Consider the following 15659-nt stretch of genomic DNA (forward strand, 5'->3'; position numbering starts at 1 on the left):
TTGTAGAAATACTTTTGGTCAATAGCCATTATTTCTGATAAGCTATATCTCAATAATATTTCTCCAGACTTGTCTGCAAAAGCCAAAGGCATACTTCAGCGAAGCAATATTTCCATTCTATTTCACGTCAGTAATATTTCGCTATAGGCTTATTTCACTGCCAATATCAATAATAATATCCATAAGTATCAATCAATATCTTATTCTCTACGCCTAAGGTGCACAAGCGTGGAGGATCTATTTCAATATATACTTATTTGCTGTTTTTTCGAAATCGGAAATTTCTTGGTTTGTCCATTCTTCATCTTTGGCAAATTCCTGTGCCATGATTTTTGCTACTTTGGGAGCCATTTCAATAGCAGCTTTTGCATCTAGGAACAAAATACGCATTCTCCGTGCAAGGATGTCCTCTACTTTCATGGCCATTTCATTTTTCACGGCCCAGACTACTTCTGCGACTGTGTAGGGATAGGAGGGGTGTAATTGCTCCCCAAATTCCGGTTTATCCTTGATCATTTTTTGGATAGTTGTTGCATCTGAGCCATAGCCTTGCCAATGACCTTTTTGCGGATCAGTTGTATAGCCTCGATAATGGATATTTGCAGATGCACTTTCTTTTATGCTTTCTCCAGTGACGGTTGTGAATTTCTCAACAGTGTCTTCACCCATTTTTCGAAAGGTAGTCCATTTGCCCCCGGTGATGGAAGTCAATCCACTTTCAGAAACAATAACTTTATGTGAACGTGAAATTTCCTTTGTTTTGGTGCTGCCTTCTTTTGGAGCGGCAAGTGGTCTCAGACCTGCATAGACTGAAAGGACATCGGCTTTGGTTGGTGTTTTTACCATATAAGCTGCGGCAGTTTCCAGCACAAAATCAATTTCTTTGCTCAGTGCTTCTGGTTCCAGTTTGGCTTTTTCACGCAAGGTGTCTGTAGTACCTACTACCAATTTGTCTTGCCATGGGACAGCAAAAAGAACCCGGCCGTCTGAAGTTTTTGGGATCATCAGCGCATCATTTCCTCCGATGAATGATTTATCCAAAACCAAATGAATTCCCTGACTTGGCTGAATGCTTTTAGGTGCGTCAGGTTGATCTAGCAGTAGGATTTTATCCGCAAATACACCCGTGGCATTTACGACCATTTTAGCCTTGATTTTATAATTTTTCTTTCCGATCAAATCCCTTACTTGGATTCCTGTGATTTTACCTTTTGTGTTTTTTACCAAAGCATTGACTTTGGTATAATTGAGGATGTTGCCTCCCATTTCATTGCAAGTGATGGCTATACTCAAAGCCAATCTGGCATCATCAAATTGCCCATCATGATAGACGACACCTCCTTTGAGTCCATCTTGTTTGATCTGTGGAAGTCTCTTTAGGGTTTCTTTTTTGGAAATAAATCTGGATTTCCCCAATCGAAGTCTTCCTGCCATCCAGTCGTAGATTTTCAATCCAATACTGTACTGTAGCCTGTCAAAAAATGTATATATAGGTATGATGAAAGGTTGATTATGGGTAAGGTGCGGAGCATTTTGTAAAAGTCTTCCCCTTTCCTTCAGAGCCTCGAATACTAGTGAAACATCGCCTTGCGCCAAATATCGAACTCCTCCATGGACAAGTTTGGTGCTTCTGCTTGAGGTTCCTTTGGCGAAATCCGCTTTTTCTACCAACACCACAGAAAGTCCCCTTGAAAGTGCATCTAGCGCTACACCAAGACCTGATGCTCCGCCGCCAATTACTGCTATGTCCCAGGTTTTGTTTTCTGTTTCTAGTTTTTTGAGGTTTTCTATTCTATTCATTTTGGTAATATTTATTTCAAAAGTAATATAAAAAGAAACAAAAAGAAATATATAGAAATATAAAAATCAAAATAATTTACTTTTTGTATCTATTAAACTATCTTTATCAAAAAAAGAAAGCTTTCATGACTATTGCAGAAAGACATAAATATATATTGGAAAAGCTTAACGAAGCTGGAATAGTGCACGTGGCTGACCTAAGCAAAGAGCTAGATGTCACTGTTGTTACTGTTAGAAAAGATTTGAAGTTATTGGAAGACAAGGGTTTGTTGTATAGATCCCATGGGTCGGCTACCTTAAATTCGCCCTATGTCAATGATAGGCCTGTGCAGGAAAAGAAACTAGAAAGGGTAGAAGAAAAAATGAAAATAGCACAAGCTGCTATCCGATTGGTAGTGGAGGATGAAGCGATTATCATTGGTTCGGGAACTACAGTGGTGTCCTTTGCGCAGATGCTTCCAAAGAATCAAAAATTGACCGTGCTTACAGCAGCTATGAATGTGACACTAGCTTTGATTGATTCCCCTGATGTCGAGATCGTACAGCTTGGAGGGGTGGTAAGAAAAAGCAGCAGTTCTGTTGTGGGTAATTATGCTGAGGAAATGATGCGGAATTTTGCTTGTAGTAAGTTGTTTCTGAGTGTGGATGGGATCAGTTTGGATTTTGGGTTGACTACTTCACATTTGATGGAAGCACATCTCAATGCCCAAATGATCAAATCTGTTCAAAAAACCATCGTCTTGGCAGATTCCAGCAAATTTGGAAAAAAAGGTTTCGGTAAGATTTGTAATTTGGATGACATTGATGTGGTCATTACTGACTCTGGAATTCAGGAAATGTATAGGGAAAAATTGGAGGAAATGGGAATAGAAGTAAGGGTGGTGTGAATTGAGCTTTTCTTATAGTTTAAATTTTGTATAAAATCTAGTAAGTTTTATTTACAACCAATCAGAATGCTAGATTTAATGGGGGAGTTAGTTAAACTCTTTGTACAACCTTCTCACTACACTCGAACTCCCATCAGATTCCAGAGTCACTTCAAAGATATAATCATACTCTATATCTTCCAATTCCTCAAACTTTTCCCCAGTCATAACAAAGTAATTCACGAGATGATGAATGGTGTTGCTGTGGCCAACTACTACAGCATTTCCCTTTCTGATTCTTAATTCCTCTACCAAATCATCATGGTTTTGTGGGTCGTATATTTCTATAGCAATGCCAGCATGATTAGAAACATGTTGTAGGGTGGCTTTGGTTCTTATGGTACTTGTGCTGAAAGCATGCTTTATTTGCTTGTCTTCTAATATCTGCCCTAGTTTTTTTGATCTTACTGTGCCTGCCACACTCAATTGAGGATCTTCTGTATTCAGCATCTTTTCGGCATGCCTTACGATATAGATAGTTTTGGCTTCTTGTTTAGGAGTACAGGCAAAGCCAATGATTACCAATAACAATATGAGCAGAATATTATTTTTCATTTTTGGGTGTTTTTAATTTTTTTTGAACGTGCTAAAACTAAAGTAACTTTTCCGCTGCGGTAGAGCTATTATCAGAATTTCGCCTCTTCAATTTAGAAGAAGCGATAGATTATCCACTAAAGGTATTGTCCAAATATTGATCTTTGGCTTTGATTTCCTCAAATTCTAAGAATTGTTCCCAGAACGGTTCTTCGGGCAATGCAGCCCTTAGGATCAGCTTTTCTTTCTTGATGGGATGGATAAACACCAAATGGAAAGCGTGAAGATTGATGCTCAAATCAAGGTTTGGTTTCACAAAGCCATATTTTACATCACCTCTGATAGGGCAACCGATGGAGGCTAACTGCACTCTGATTTGATGGGGTCTCCCTGACACTGGTCTTACTTCCATCAGCCAATGATCATTGAGTTTACCCAATCTTTTGTAAGTCAATTCAGCTTTTTGTGAGCCTGGAGCTTCTTTTTCGAAAGCACTCACATAGTTTCTCTGCTCATCTTTTACCAAATAATGGGTCAATTTGTCCATTTCCTCTCTTGGCTTCTTTTTTACGATAGCCCAGTATACTTTGTGGATGTCTCTTTTCCTAAAGAGTTCCATCATTCTTTCTAGGCCTTTTGACGTTCGTGCAAAGACTACCAGCCCACTCACAGGTCGATCTAGTCTATGTACAGGATGAAGAAATACGTCACCAGGCTTATTATATTTTTCTTTGATATACTCTCTGCAATAATCTGTGAGAGTTTTATCTTTGGTCTTATCTCCTTGTACCAATATTCCGGCAGCCTTGTTTACCACCAAAAGGTGGTTGTCTTCATAGACGACTGAGAATGGTTTCTTTTTCATGTTTTATAAATTGTTTTCAATTGTCACGTGGTCTCGAAACCTTTCGTGATGGTGATAAAAATAATCATTTTTGCGTATTTTGATGATTATTTAAATCGTGTCAATTTCATATTTTTAAATTTAACAAGTTCAAAAAATATCTGCAACACCTTTGAGAGAATCGCTTAATTTAAATCAAAATTCCGATGTGAAGTGGAACTCTATTTCTGGATAATTGTCCTGAACCATCTGTAACCATGATCGGGATTCAGCCATAAACACCAATTTACCATCTTTATCTCTAGCAATATGTCTGTTTTTTGACTGTACAAATTCGTCCAACTTCTTTTTATCCGAACTGCTGATCCAGCAAGCCTTGTAAAGTTGCATTGGAGCAAATTCTACTGAGGCATTGTATTCTTGCTTTAACCTAAATTGGATTACCTCAAACTGAAGCTGACCTACAGTGCCAATTACTTTTCTAGAGCCCATGTCAAAAGTAAATAACTGCGCCACTCCTTCTTCCATCAGTTGTTTCAAGCCTTTTTCCATTTGCTTGGTTTTCATCGCGTCCTTGTTGATGACTTCTTTGAAGATCTCAGGAGAGAAGCTTGGGATTCCTTTGAAAGTCATGTTTTCGCCATCGGTTAGCGTATCACCGATTTTCAAATTCCCAGTGTCATAAAGACCAATGATATCGCCAGGAAATGCCTCGTCAACCATTTCTCTATCCTGCGCCATAAACTGTGTCACATTCGAGAAGCGAAGTGGTTTTGGTCCACGCACATGATTGTAAGGCTTATTTCTTTCAAATTTACCAGAACAGATTCTTAGGAATGCGATTCTGTTTCTGTGGTTTGGGTCCATATTTGCATGGATTTTAAAGACAAATCCAGAAAATTTCGATTCTGAAGGAAGTACTTCTCTATCTTCGGTATTTCTGCTTTTTGGGGCAGGTGCTATTCTGATGAAGGTGTCCAACATTTCATTTACACCGAAATTATTCACGGCAGAGCCGAAAAAAACAGGTGCTACTTTTCCTTCAAGGTATTCCTTTGTGTCAAAGTCAGGATACACTCCTTCGATCAACTCTACATCTTCCCGCAATTGGTCTGCATTGTTACGACCGATCAATTCATCTAGCCTATCTTCTGATAGATCATCAAAAACAGCTCGATCGTCACTCAGTTTTCTTTGGCTGGGACTGAAAAGATTCAGCTTTCTGTCATAAAGGTTGTAAACACCCTTGAACGCTTTACCCATGCCAATTGGCCAAGATAAAGGTCTAACCTGAATGTTCAATTTTTCCTCTACTTCATCCAGAAGCTCATAAGGATCACGGCCTTCACGGTCAAGTTTATTGATGAAACAGATCACAGGTGTATTTCGCATGCGACATACTTCCATCAGCTTTTCTGTCTGAATCTCCACTCCTTTCACACAATCTATCACCATGATGACAGAATCGACTGCAGTCAATGTTCTATAAGTATCTTCAGCGAAGTCTTGGTGACCTGGAGTATCGAGAAGGTTTATCTTGATGTCTTTATATTCAAATCCCATTACGGAAGTAGCCACAGAAATACCTCTCTGCTTTTCTATTTCCATCCAATCGGATTTTGTAGCGGTGTCAATTTTATTTGATTTTACTGCACCAGCAGTTTGTATCGCACCTCCGAAAAGGAGCAATTTCTCTGTCAATGTGGTCTTCCCAGCGTCAGGGTGGGCAATAATGGCGAATGTTCTTCGCTTAGCTATTTCTTTATTCAAACTCATCTGGAAGGGATTCAATATTTTTCCAAGGGGCAAAGGTACGTTTTTAACCTGAATTATGTACTAGGTTTGGAATTAGCGTGACTTAACGATTTTTGTGGATAGTCTTTAAAACAAAAAAAAGCCTTCACCAAATGTATGGCGAAGACTTGAATTTAGGTATTAAATTATTTCTGAAAGGTTTGTTTGCCTTTTAGGTTTTTTGAAGTTGATTTATTTTAAAAACTTCTCAGGAGAATCCTGCGAGGTTTCTTTTTGTAAGATTATCAATTCTGTAGGAAATTGACTGGTCTATTAGGAGTCAGTTAAACAGTCATTATTTCCACTTCTTTTTTTGCAAGAAGTTCATCTACCTTTGTAGAAAATTGATCTGTCAATTTTTGAACGATATCTTCCGCCCTTTTGATTTCGTCTTCAGAAGCACCGTCTTTTTGAAGTTTTTTCAAAGAATCATTTGTGTCTTTACGGACTGTTCTGATACTTACTTTACCAGATTCGCATTCTGCTTTGGCCATCTTTACCAATCCTTTTCTTCTTTCTTCTGTCAAAGGTGGGATTGTAAGGATGATGATTTCTCCGTTATTCTGAGGTGCAAGACCTAAATCAGAATTCACTATAGATCTTTCAATCTCAGAAATCAAATTTCTTTCCCATGGTTTGATCGACAAAGTTCTTGCGTCAGGAGTCGTCACAGATGCCACTTGTTGCAATGGGGTAGGTGCTCCATAATAATTCACCATGATGCCGTCTAGCAAATTAGGCATTGCTTTACCTGCGCGGATTTTTACCAACTCTTGGGCAGTGTGGTCCACTGCTTTTTGCATAAGTTCTTTTGATTCGTCTAGGTGCAATTGAATTTCTTCCATGATTTTTTTCTATATGGATTATAATGATGTGATTAATGTTCCGATTTCTTCACCAGTCGCCAACTTCATCAAATTCCCTTCTTTATTCATATCAAATACTACAATTGGCAAATTGTTTTCTTGACAAAGTGTAAACGCAGTCATATCCATAATGTTGAGGTTTTTCTCGTAAGCTTCTTGGAATGACAATGTGCTGTATTTTGTGGCAGACTTATCTTTTTCAGGATCAGCTGTATAAACGCCATCTACTCTTGTACCTTTCAATACTACTTCTGCTTCGATTTCTATTGCTCGCAAACTTGCAGTGGAATCGGTGGTGAAATATGGGTTTCCTATACCGGCACCAAATATCACGATTCTACCTTTTTCCAAATGTCGGATTGCTCTTCTTCTGATGAATGGCTCACAAACGCTTTCTACTTTAATCCCAGACATTAATCGGGTAAACATATCGTTTTTTTCAAGTGCACTTTGCAAAGCCATTGCATTGATCAAAGTGGCCAACATACCCATGTAGTCACCTTGTACTCTATCTATACCTGTCTTTTCGGCCTGCACTCCTCTGTAAATATTACCCCCTCCGATCACAATGGCAATTTCTACTCCAAGCTCTTTGACCTTTTTGATTTCTTCGGCATACTTCTGCAGTCTATTGGGATCGATACCGTAATTATTCTCTCCCATTAGCGACTCTCCGCTTAGCTTTAGTAATATTCTTTTGTACTTCATTTCTGGCGTTTATTTGAAAAGATGTGCGTGATTTAATGATTTATGAAAATGATAAATTTTACAAATATAAACGCTACATCTTAGAATTCTAAAGTTGAAAGCTTAAAATTGAATTAGAACTTGGTTTTTCTCCACACTATCACCTTTTTTTATCTTGATTGCTTTGACGATACCATCTCCAGGGGATTTGATAATATTTTCCATTTTCATCGCCTCAAGAATCAATACCGGATCTCCTTTTTTGACCTCATCTCCTTCTTTGATTTTTATGTCAAATATCAATCCTGGCATCGGAGCCTTGATTTCTTTGGCCTGATTTCCTTTGTTGGTATTCATCCCCAATTTTTCCAAGAGTAGATCAAACTTGTCCTGCAACTTCACTGTCGCAGACTTGTTGTTGAGTTTTAACTTGATGGTTTTTTCTTCTGGTAAAATACTCACCACTTCTAGGTTGAATGACTTACCTTCATGGATAATGTTGTAGAACCTATCACCAGTTTTTTTTAAATCCCAAGTCAGGATTTCTTCGTTGACAACTATGGAATCACCAGATTTCTCAACTTTAATTACGGAATTATCAATATTTACTGAATACATTTCTATTATTTTGCGCCAATATACGATTTATCTTTAAAGGTCTTTTTATGAAAACCCAATATATCAAGCTTCTCCCTTACCTGATGGTCTTGTTTTTCTTTTCCTGTAAAAGTAACAAAACCCTGTCCATTGAGGAAAAAGATGAAGAGAAAATAGAAACTTCCGATATACCTAGTAATGACGATATTATCAGGAAGAAAGAAGCTTTGATTTCAGACTACAAACCTTCTAGGACAAGGCATTTTGATTTGCTACACACCAATCTTGACATTGCTTTTGACTTTGAGAAAGAGTGGGTTTATGGACAAGCCCATTTGACCTTAAAGCCATACTTTTTTGATCAGAATGTATTGGTTCTTGATGCCAAAGATTTTGATATTCATTCCTTTAGGTTAATTACAGAAGAAGGAGAAAATGAGTTGAACATCCGCTATGATTCAAAACAGATCACGGCTTATCTTCCCAAGAATTTTTCTGCAAATGATACATTGAATGTGATCATTAAATATACAGCAAAGCCCAACGAAAATCCCAAATCTGGAAGTGCTGCAATTACAGATACCAAAGGGCTTTATTTTATCAATGCTTCAGGTGAAGAAGATGGAAAGCCCATCCAAATCTGGACTCAGGGAGAGACAGAACATAATTCCAAATGGTTTCCAACCTTGGATACTCCCAATGAAAGAGCCACACAAGAAATCAAGCTGACAGTTGATCAAAAATTCAAAACGATCAGCAATGGGGTATTAATTGATTCCAAATTGAATGCTGATGGTACCAGGACAGATCATTGGGATATGAACTTGCCACATGCACCATATTTGGCAGCAGTCATAGTAGGTGATTTTGTAGAGATTAAAGATTCATGGGAAGATATTCAAGTGAATTATTATGTAGAAGAGAAATATGCGGAGGGAGCAAAGAAAGTCTTTCAAAACACACCGGAAATGATTGGTTTTTTCTCTGAAATACTTGGTGTCAGGTATCCTTGGCAGAAATATGATCAAGTAGTAGTGAGAGATTTTGTGTCTGGCGCTATGGAAAATACCACAATTTCCGTGTTTATGGAGGAATTGAATTTGACAGAAAGAGAAGCTTTGGACAGTGAGTGGGATGGGATAATTGCGCATGAGCTTTTTCATCAATGGTTTGGTAATTATGTCACCACAGAATCTTGGGCGAATTTGACATTGAATGAAGCTTTTGCAAATTACTCTGAATATCTATGGTATGAATATAAAGAAGGGTCTGATGAAGCTGATCTTCACCATATTTCCGAAATGGAGCAGTACTTAGATGAATCCATGGGTAAGCAAGTTGATTTGATTAGGTTTTATCATGAAGATTCTGAAGAAATGTTTGACAGCCATTCCTATGCAAAAGGAGGTAGAATTCTTCATATGCTTAGAAGAAGTATTGGAGACCAGGCATTTTTCAAATCCTTAAATCACTATTTGACAAAACATGCCCTTTCAAGTGTGGAAGCACATGATCTTCGTTTGGCTTTTGAGGAAGTGACAGGAAAGGATTTAAATTGGTTTTTCAATCAATGGTTTTTCGCTTCAGGCCATCCTGTTCTAGAATATGAAGTGGATTATAGTGAAAAAGAAAATTTACTTTTGACTATACACCAAAAGCAGGATTTAGACAATACGCCTTTGTATAGAATCCCGTTTAAGGTAAGTTGGTACACAGATGGAGAAAGATTCGAAAAAGAGTTTGAATTGACTCAAGCAAGGCAACAATTTGCAATAGAAAATGCTGGCCCAGTATCTGTTCTCTATTTTGATGAAAGGGCAGAATTGTTGGCAGAAAAAGTGAGTAGAAGAGGAATTGATCATTTTGCGAGGCAATTTAATGAATCTGAGTTTGGAATAACTAGGTATGAGGCACTTGACAGTCTAGGAAGTGAATTTGCTGAAGAAGAAATTTTTGCAGAAGTGGTACAGAAAGCACTAAGTGATTCTTTTTGGTCCGTTAGGGAAAAAGCATTGCTACAAATAGCTAGAAATCCAAACTTGTTGATGCAGATTGCATCAATTGAGGACACACTTTTTGAAATGGCTGAAAATGATGAGCAAAATACTGTGAGGACAGGAGCTATAGAGCTACTATCTCTAATAGATGCTGACAAGTATGCACCTGCATTCATCAGGTGGATCAATCATCCTTCTTACTATGTTTCAGGTGCGGCATTAAGTGCCTTTTTGGACAACGAAGAGAACACAAATAGGGATGAGATCTCCAAAAGATTTGTTAATGAAGAGAATATCAGAATTGTAGTTGCTTTAGCTGATTATTACATTTCAGAATCTATAGAAGGACAGGGAGAATGGTTTCATGATAAATTAAAAGTGTTGAATGGTCAATCCTTGTATTATTTCATAGGTTATTATGGAGATTACTTTTCAAAACTTCAATCGGAACAAGAAAATAAAGTAGCAGTAGAAAATCTTTATCAAATCGGTTTAAATCATCAAGCAAATTATATCAGGGCTGTAGCATTTCAATCCCTTTTTGGGTTTGTAGATGAAGAAGGAGTTTTGGGAAAAATCAAGACATTGTATGAGAAAGAAGAGGATGAACAGGCAAAAAGGTACAAGGAATATTACCTTTCTCCGTACCTTGAGGAAAATTAATTCGTTGATTTCGAAAAGTTTAATTTATAGTTTAAAAAAAACATAAGAAAAAGATTAACATAATTTTGAATGTTTCAAAAAAGGGTATAATTTTGCCATCCGTTAAGACAACCAAAAGTATCTAAAGCTTTACTAAATCTTAGCAGTAACAGTTGGGGGAATACCAAAGCGGCCAACTGGGACGGACTGTAAATCCGTTGACTTATGTCTTCACAGGTTCGAATCCTGTTTCCCCCACATTGCGATATTGTCAAAAATTTCATTACTTTTGCAATCACGTAACTTAATAAGACTCTAATTTAGTTCTTCTTTTGATAGTTTCGATTGTAGAATAAGTTAGAAAATAATAGAATAAAAGCGGGAGTAGCTCAGTTGGTAGAGCGGCAGCCTTCCAAGCTGCAGGTCGCGGGTTCGAGCCTCGTCTCCCGCTCTATGCTTTTATAGGGCATTCAGTAATGTTACCAGCCGACGTAGCTCAGGGGTAGAGTACTTCCTTGGTAAGGAAGGGGTCACGGGTTCAAATCCCGTCGTTGGCTCAGAAACATTGGAATTAGAAAAAAAAAATAAATTTATATCTTTAACTAAAACAGAGGATTTTCACGCATGGCAAAAGCAACCTTTGACCGTTCCAAACCGCACGTTAATATCGGTACGATTGGTCACGTAGACCATGGAAAGACAACTTTGACTGCTGCCATTACTACAGTATTGGCCAAAAAAGGTCTTTCTGAACTAAGAGATTTCTCTTCTATCGACAACGCTCCAGAAGAAAAAGAAAGAGGTATTACTATCAACACTTCTCACGTAGAATATCAGACTGAAAAAAGACACTACGCTCACGTAGATTGTCCAGGTCACGCTGATTATGTGAAGAACATGGTGACTGGTGCTGCTCAGATGGATGGCGCTATTCTTGTAGTAGCTGCAACTGACGGACCAATGCCTCAAACTAGAGAGCATATCCTTCTTGCTCGTCAGGTAGGTGTACCAGCACTTGTTGTTTTCTTAAACAAAGTGGATTTGGTAGATGATCCTGAACTTCTTGAGCTTGTAGAAATGGAAGTAAGAGAATTACTATCATTCTATGATTTTGATGGTGATAATATTCCGGTTATTTCTGGATCTGCCCTAGGTGGATTGGAAGGAAATGAAATGTGGACTGAGAAAATTATGGAGTTAATGAACGCAGTTGATGAGTTCATTCCAATTCCTGAGCGTCTAGTTGACAAAGATTTCTTGATGCCTGTTGAAGACGTATTCTCGATCACTGGTCGTGGTACTGTTGCAACTGGTAGAATTGAAAGAGGTGTAATCAACTCTGGCGAGCCAGTTGACATTATCGGTATGGGTGCTGAAGGCTTGAAGTCTACAGTAACTGGTGTTGAGATGTTCCGTAAAATCCTTGACAGAGGAGAAGCTGGAGATAACGTAGGTCTATTGTTGAGAGGTATTGAAAAATCTCAAATCAAGAGAGGTATGATTATCTGTAAGCCAGGATCTGTTAAGCCACACGCTCATTTCAAGGCTGAAGTTTACGTTCTTTCTAAAGAAGAAGGTGGACGTCATACACCATTCTTCAACAGATACCGTCCACAGTTCTATTTGAGAACTACAGATGTTACTGGTGAAATTACACTTCCTGAAGGTGTTGAAATGGTTATGCCAGGCGATAACGTTACAATTGAAGTTAACTTATTGAATAAAGTTGCTCTTGAGAAAGGTCTACGTTTCGCAATCCGTGAGGGTGGTAGAACTGTAGGTGCTGGTCAGGTAACTGAAATTCTTGACTAATCTTTAAGATTATCACATATTATCAAATGCGATCTTGAATATTTTTTCGGGATCGCATTTGTTTCTTCAACCTTTTATTACTACTTTTGCGTTCCTTTTAGGAGGCAAAATATCCTACGGGCATAGTTCAATGGCAGAATAGCGGTCTCCAAAACCGTTGATGGGAGTTCGAATCTCTCTGCCCGTGCAACAAGAAAGTAAAACCATGAATATCAAAAACTTTGTCGTTGAGTCAATAGACGAAATGAAGAATAAGGTCACATGGCCTTCCCATTCGTTTTTACAAAACAGTGCTGTTTTGGTCATCGTCGCTTCATTAATCTTTTCGCTGTTGATCGGTGCAATAGATTTGGGTTTCGAGAATTTGATGAAATGGTTTTATGATTTATTTTAATTGAATTAGAATTACTGATGGCTGAACATAAGTGGTATGTACTTAGGGTGGTAGCAGGACAAGAGAAAAAGACTAAAGCTTATTTAGACAATGAAATTGTTCGCCAAAAACTAGAGGATTATATTCCCGAGGTTTTAATACCTTCCGAGAAAGTTTACGAAATGCGCAATGGCAAGAAAAGAGTTAGGGATAGAAATTTCTTTCCTGGCTATGTCTTGGTTAATGCGGATTTGACTCACGGTGAAGCAAATCATGTAATTACAAGTATTCCGGGTGTAATCGGTTTCTTAGGGTCAAACCAAGGGGGGGCTTCCAAAACCCCTGAGCCATTACGTCAATCTGAAATCAATAGGATCTTAGGTCGTGTTGAGGAGATTGATGAGTTTGCAGAGAAATTAGATACTCCATTTATAGTTGGAGAGACCGTAAAAGTAATGGACGGTCCTTTCAGTGGATTCGCGGGTACAATAGAAGAGGTGTTTGAAGATAAGAAGAAATTGAATGTTATGGTCAAAATCTTTGGACGAAACACCCCTGTAGAGTTAAACTTTATACAAGTAGAAAAACAAGACTAGGAAATGGCTAAGGAAATCACTGGTTATGTGAAATTACAGGTGAAAGGTGGCCAGGCAAATCCATCGCCTCCAGTTGGTCCAGCCCTTGGTTCAAAGGGTTTGAACATCATGGAGTTCTGTAAGCAATTCAATGCCAGAACCCAAGATAAAATGGGTTCAGTATTGCCTGTTTTGATTACTGTTTATTCTGATAAATCTTTTGATTTTGTAGTAAAAACTCCACCAGCTGCAAACATGCTGATAGAGGCTGCAAAAATCAAAGCTGGTTCATCAGAGCCAAACAGGAAAAAAGTAGGATCTGTTACCTGGGATCAGGTAAAAGAAATTGCTGAAGTGAAAATGCCTGACTTAAATGCTTTCAAAGTTGAATCTGCAATGAAAATGATCGCAGGTACAGCTAGAAGCATGGGTATCACAGTATCTGGAAAAGCTCCTTGGGAGGAATAAAATAAAAACTATGGCTAAGTTAACAAAAAAGCAAAAAGAAGCTCTTTCTAAGTACGACGCAAGCCAACAGTACTCCCTAGAGGAAGCTTCTTCTATTGTGAAGCAAATCACTAACACTAAATTTGATGCTTCTGTGGATATTGACGTTCGATTGGGCGTTGATCCTAGAAAAGCAGATCAAATGGTAAGAGGAGTAGTTGCATTGCCACACGGCACAGGTAAGGATGTTAAGGTTTTGGTACTATGTACCCCTGACAAAGAAGCCGAAGCCAAAGAAGCAGGTGCGGACTATGTTGGATTAGACGACTATATAGCAAAAATTGAAGGCGGTTGGACTGACATTGATGTCATTATAACTATGCCTAATGTAATGGCTAAGGTTGGTAGATTAGGTAGGGTTTTGGGACCTAGAGGCTTGATGCCTAACCCAAAATCAGGAACAGTAACTTTAGAAGTTGGTAAAGCTGTTAAAGAAGTAAAAGCTGGTAAAATCGATTTTAAAGTAGATAAATTTGGAATCATCCATGCTGGTGTTGGTAAAGTATCTTTTACAGCTGAACAAATTCAGGAAAATGTAAAGGAATTGATTAGCACAATTTCTAAGCTTAAGCCTACTTCATCAAAAGGAACCTATTTCAGAAGTATTCATTTGTCGAGTACAATGTCTCCTGGAATTATTGTAGATAAAGGTAGTATTCAAGGAATTTAATCATGACTAGAGACGAAAAAAGAGAAATAATCGAAAGTCTTACCGAGAAATTCAAGGAAACCCCGTATTTCTACATTACTAATGCTTCAGGTTTCAATGTTGCTCAGGTAAATGCTTTCAGAAGAGCATGTTTTGAAAAAGGTGTCGAGTATAAGGTTTATAAAAATACACTAATTGCGAAAGCTTTAGAAAACCTAGACGGAGACTACGCTAAATTTTCAGAAGCTACTCTAAAAGGCTTTTCAGGTATAGTATTTTCAAAAGAAATTAGTAATCTACCTGCAAAAGTAATTCTTGATTTCAGAAAGAAACAAGGTAAGAAAGAAACAAGACCAGTCTTCAAAGGCGCGTACATAGATTCAGATGTTTTCATCGGAGAGAATCAACTAGAAATGTTGTCAACTCTTAAATCTAAAAACGAACTTTTGGGAGACGTTATCGGTCTTCTTCAATCTCCAGCAAAAAATCTTATTTCTGCCCTTCAATATGGACAGAATACTGTGGCTGGGCTTGTTAAGACTCTCTCTGAGAAAGAATAATCATAATCATCAAATCAATTAGTTAAAAACAACAATTTAAATATTAATACAATGGCAGATCTTAAACAACTTGCTGATCAGTTGGTAAACTTGACTGTAAAAGAAGTAAAAGAATTGGCTGATATTTTGAAAGACGAGTATGGTATCGAACCTGCTGCTGCTGGTGCTGTAATGGTAGCTGGTGGTGGAGCTGGTGATGCTGGTGCTGCTGAAGAAGAAAAAACAGCTTTCGATGTAATCCTTAAAGCTGCTGGTGGTCAGAAACTAGCTGTAGTTAAGCTTGTGAAAGAATTGACTGGTCTTGGCTTGAAAGAAGCTAAAGAACTAGTTGATAGCGCTCCTAAAGCTGTTAAAGAAGGAATTGCTAAGGACGAAGCTGAAGCTTTGAAAAAGTCTCTTGAAGAGGCTGGAGCTGAAGTAGAAGTTAAGTAATTTGAAAATCTTTGCCTTTTGGTAAAGGTATGGTATTAGACCTGACTGTAAAGTCAGGTCTTTT

General features: G+C 38.0%; 16 protein-coding genes and 4 tRNA genes. 13 read left to right on the plus strand and 7 right to left on the minus strand.

Annotated elements, in window-relative coordinates; translation table 11 throughout:
* Positions 1 to 237: 237 nt before the first annotated feature.
* Positions 238 to 1800, minus strand: a complete 1563-nt coding sequence (locus MM213_RS04050; RefSeq protein WP_241410224.1) for a glycerol-3-phosphate dehydrogenase/oxidase — start codon at positions 1798 to 1800, stop codon at positions 238 to 240.
* A gap of 125 nt (positions 1801 to 1925) precedes the next feature.
* Between MM213_RS04050 and MM213_RS04055 the strand changes: the two genes are divergently transcribed.
* Positions 1926 to 2687 carry a DeoR/GlpR family DNA-binding transcription regulator gene (locus MM213_RS04055; RefSeq protein ID WP_241410225.1) on the plus strand — a complete coding sequence of 254 codons (762 nt, stop codon included), beginning with the start codon at positions 1926 to 1928 and terminating at the stop codon, positions 2685 to 2687.
* 87 nt (positions 2688 to 2774) lie between these two features.
* Here MM213_RS04055 and MM213_RS04060 read toward each other — a convergent pair whose 3' ends face one another.
* The 6 genes from MM213_RS04060 to MM213_RS04085 all read right to left on the minus strand — a co-directional run bounded on the left by MM213_RS04060 (position 2775) and on the right by MM213_RS04085 (position 8069).
* Positions 2775 to 3281: a SixA phosphatase family protein gene (locus tag MM213_RS04060; protein ID WP_241410226.1), complete on the minus strand. Its 507-nt coding sequence runs from the start codon at positions 3279 to 3281 to the stop codon at positions 2775 to 2777.
* 109 nt (positions 3282 to 3390) lie between these two features.
* Positions 3391 to 4125 carry an RluA family pseudouridine synthase gene (locus tag MM213_RS04065; RefSeq protein ID WP_241275173.1) on the minus strand — a complete coding sequence of 245 codons (735 nt, stop codon included), beginning with the start codon at positions 4123 to 4125 and terminating at the stop codon, positions 3391 to 3393.
* Positions 4126 to 4299: 174 nt separating this feature from the next.
* Positions 4300 to 5880 carry a peptide chain release factor 3 gene (locus MM213_RS04070; protein ID WP_241410227.1) on the minus strand — a complete coding sequence of 527 codons (1581 nt, stop codon included), beginning with the start codon at positions 5878 to 5880 and terminating at the stop codon, positions 4300 to 4302.
* Between the two features lie 302 nt (positions 5881 to 6182).
* Positions 6183 to 6743, minus strand: a complete 561-nt coding sequence (gene frr, locus MM213_RS04075; protein WP_241275175.1) for a ribosome recycling factor — start codon at positions 6741 to 6743, stop codon at positions 6183 to 6185.
* Positions 6744 to 6761: 18 nt separating this feature from the next.
* The gene (gene pyrH, locus MM213_RS04080) at positions 6762 to 7472 is read right to left on the minus strand and encodes a UMP kinase (protein WP_241275176.1); all 711 of its coding nucleotides are present in this window, start codon (positions 7470 to 7472) and stop codon (positions 6762 to 6764) included.
* 102 nt (positions 7473 to 7574) lie between these two features.
* Positions 7575 to 8069: an acyl-CoA carboxylase biotin carboxyl carrier protein subunit gene (locus MM213_RS04085; RefSeq protein ID WP_241410228.1), complete on the minus strand. Its 495-nt coding sequence runs from the start codon at positions 8067 to 8069 to the stop codon at positions 7575 to 7577.
* 47 nt (positions 8070 to 8116) lie between these two features.
* Here MM213_RS04085 and MM213_RS04090 point away from each other — a divergent pair, with 47 nt between their 5' ends.
* The 12 genes from MM213_RS04090 (at position 8117) to rplL (ending at position 15595) form a co-directional block, all read left to right on the plus strand.
* The gene (locus MM213_RS04090; protein ID WP_241410229.1) at positions 8117 to 10708 is read left to right on the plus strand and encodes a M1 family aminopeptidase; all 2592 of its coding nucleotides are present in this window, start codon (positions 8117 to 8119) and stop codon (positions 10706 to 10708) included.
* 154 nt (positions 10709 to 10862) lie between these two features.
* Positions 10863 to 10945: transfer RNA gene (locus tag MM213_RS04095), tRNA-Tyr, on the plus strand.
* A gap of 120 nt (positions 10946 to 11065) precedes the next feature.
* Positions 11066 to 11138, plus strand: a tRNA-Gly gene (locus tag MM213_RS04100).
* Between the two features lie 34 nt (positions 11139 to 11172).
* A tRNA-Thr gene (locus MM213_RS04105) sits at positions 11173 to 11244 on the plus strand.
* A 67-nt stretch (positions 11245 to 11311) separates the two neighbouring features.
* Positions 11312 to 12499: an elongation factor Tu gene (tuf, locus tag MM213_RS04110; protein ID WP_241410230.1), complete on the plus strand. Its 1188-nt coding sequence runs from the start codon at positions 11312 to 11314 to the stop codon at positions 12497 to 12499.
* Between the two features lie 116 nt (positions 12500 to 12615).
* A tRNA-Trp gene (locus MM213_RS04115) sits at positions 12616 to 12686 on the plus strand.
* 18 nt (positions 12687 to 12704) lie between these two features.
* The gene (secE, locus tag MM213_RS04120; RefSeq protein WP_241275180.1) at positions 12705 to 12893 is read left to right on the plus strand and encodes a preprotein translocase subunit SecE; all 189 of its coding nucleotides are present in this window, start codon (positions 12705 to 12707) and stop codon (positions 12891 to 12893) included.
* Positions 12894 to 12910: 17 nt separating this feature from the next.
* Positions 12911 to 13468, plus strand: a complete 558-nt coding sequence (gene nusG / locus MM213_RS04125) for a transcription termination/antitermination protein NusG (protein ID WP_014772283.1) — start codon at positions 12911 to 12913, stop codon at positions 13466 to 13468.
* 3 nt (positions 13469 to 13471) lie between these two features.
* Positions 13472 to 13915 carry a 50S ribosomal protein L11 gene (rplK, locus tag MM213_RS04130; RefSeq protein ID WP_241410231.1) on the plus strand — a complete coding sequence of 148 codons (444 nt, stop codon included), beginning with the start codon at positions 13472 to 13474 and terminating at the stop codon, positions 13913 to 13915.
* Between the two features lie 10 nt (positions 13916 to 13925).
* Positions 13926 to 14624, plus strand: a complete 699-nt coding sequence (gene rplA, locus MM213_RS04135) for a 50S ribosomal protein L1 (RefSeq protein WP_241410232.1) — start codon at positions 13926 to 13928, stop codon at positions 14622 to 14624.
* Positions 14625 to 14626: 2 nt separating this feature from the next.
* Positions 14627 to 15163, plus strand: a complete 537-nt coding sequence (gene rplJ / locus MM213_RS04140; RefSeq protein ID WP_241275183.1) for a 50S ribosomal protein L10 — start codon at positions 14627 to 14629, stop codon at positions 15161 to 15163.
* Between the two features lie 51 nt (positions 15164 to 15214).
* Positions 15215 to 15595 carry a 50S ribosomal protein L7/L12 gene (gene rplL / locus MM213_RS04145; RefSeq protein WP_241275184.1) on the plus strand — a complete coding sequence of 127 codons (381 nt, stop codon included), beginning with the start codon at positions 15215 to 15217 and terminating at the stop codon, positions 15593 to 15595.
* Positions 15596 to 15659 lie beyond the last annotated feature (64 nt).

Source organism: Belliella alkalica, assembly GCF_022549785.1.
Classification (GTDB): domain Bacteria; phylum Bacteroidota; class Bacteroidia; order Cytophagales; family Cyclobacteriaceae; genus Belliella; species Belliella alkalica.

Coding starts and splice junctions, on each gene's coding strand:
- MM213_RS04070 (WP_241410227.1), bottom strand. CDS start 5,880: ATGAGTTTGAATAAAGAAATAGCTAAGCGAAGAACATTCGCCATTATT.
- rplK (WP_241410231.1), top strand. CDS start 13,472: ATGGCTAAGGAAATCACTGGTTATGTGAAATTACAGGTGAAAGGTGGC.
- MM213_RS04060 (WP_241410226.1), bottom strand. CDS start 3,281: ATGAAAAATAATATTCTGCTCATATTGTTATTGGTAATCATTGGCTTT.
- rplL (WP_241275184.1), top strand. CDS start 15,215: ATGGCAGATCTTAAACAACTTGCTGATCAGTTGGTAAACTTGACTGTA.
- nusG (WP_014772283.1), top strand. CDS start 12,911: ATGGCTGAACATAAGTGGTATGTACTTAGGGTGGTAGCAGGACAAGAG.
- MM213_RS04085 (WP_241410228.1), bottom strand. CDS start 8,069: ATGTATTCAGTAAATATTGATAATTCCGTAATTAAAGTTGAGAAATCT.
- tuf (WP_241410230.1), top strand. CDS start 11,312: ATGGCAAAAGCAACCTTTGACCGTTCCAAACCGCACGTTAATATCGGT.
- frr (WP_241275175.1), bottom strand. CDS start 6,743: ATGGAAGAAATTCAATTGCACCTAGACGAATCAAAAGAACTTATGCAA.
- rplA (WP_241410232.1), top strand. CDS start 13,926: ATGGCTAAGTTAACAAAAAAGCAAAAAGAAGCTCTTTCTAAGTACGAC.
- pyrH (WP_241275176.1), bottom strand. CDS start 7,472: ATGAAGTACAAAAGAATATTACTAAAGCTAAGCGGAGAGTCGCTAATG.
- MM213_RS04090 (WP_241410229.1), top strand. CDS start 8,117: ATGAAAACCCAATATATCAAGCTTCTCCCTTACCTGATGGTCTTGTTT.
- secE (WP_241275180.1), top strand. CDS start 12,705: ATGAATATCAAAAACTTTGTCGTTGAGTCAATAGACGAAATGAAGAAT.
- rplJ (WP_241275183.1), top strand. CDS start 14,627: ATGACTAGAGACGAAAAAAGAGAAATAATCGAAAGTCTTACCGAGAAA.
- MM213_RS04065 (WP_241275173.1), bottom strand. CDS start 4,125: ATGAAAAAGAAACCATTCTCAGTCGTCTATGAAGACAACCACCTTTTG.
- MM213_RS04055 (WP_241410225.1), top strand. CDS start 1,926: ATGACTATTGCAGAAAGACATAAATATATATTGGAAAAGCTTAACGAA.
- MM213_RS04050 (WP_241410224.1), bottom strand. CDS start 1,800: ATGAATAGAATAGAAAACCTCAAAAAACTAGAAACAGAAAACAAAACC.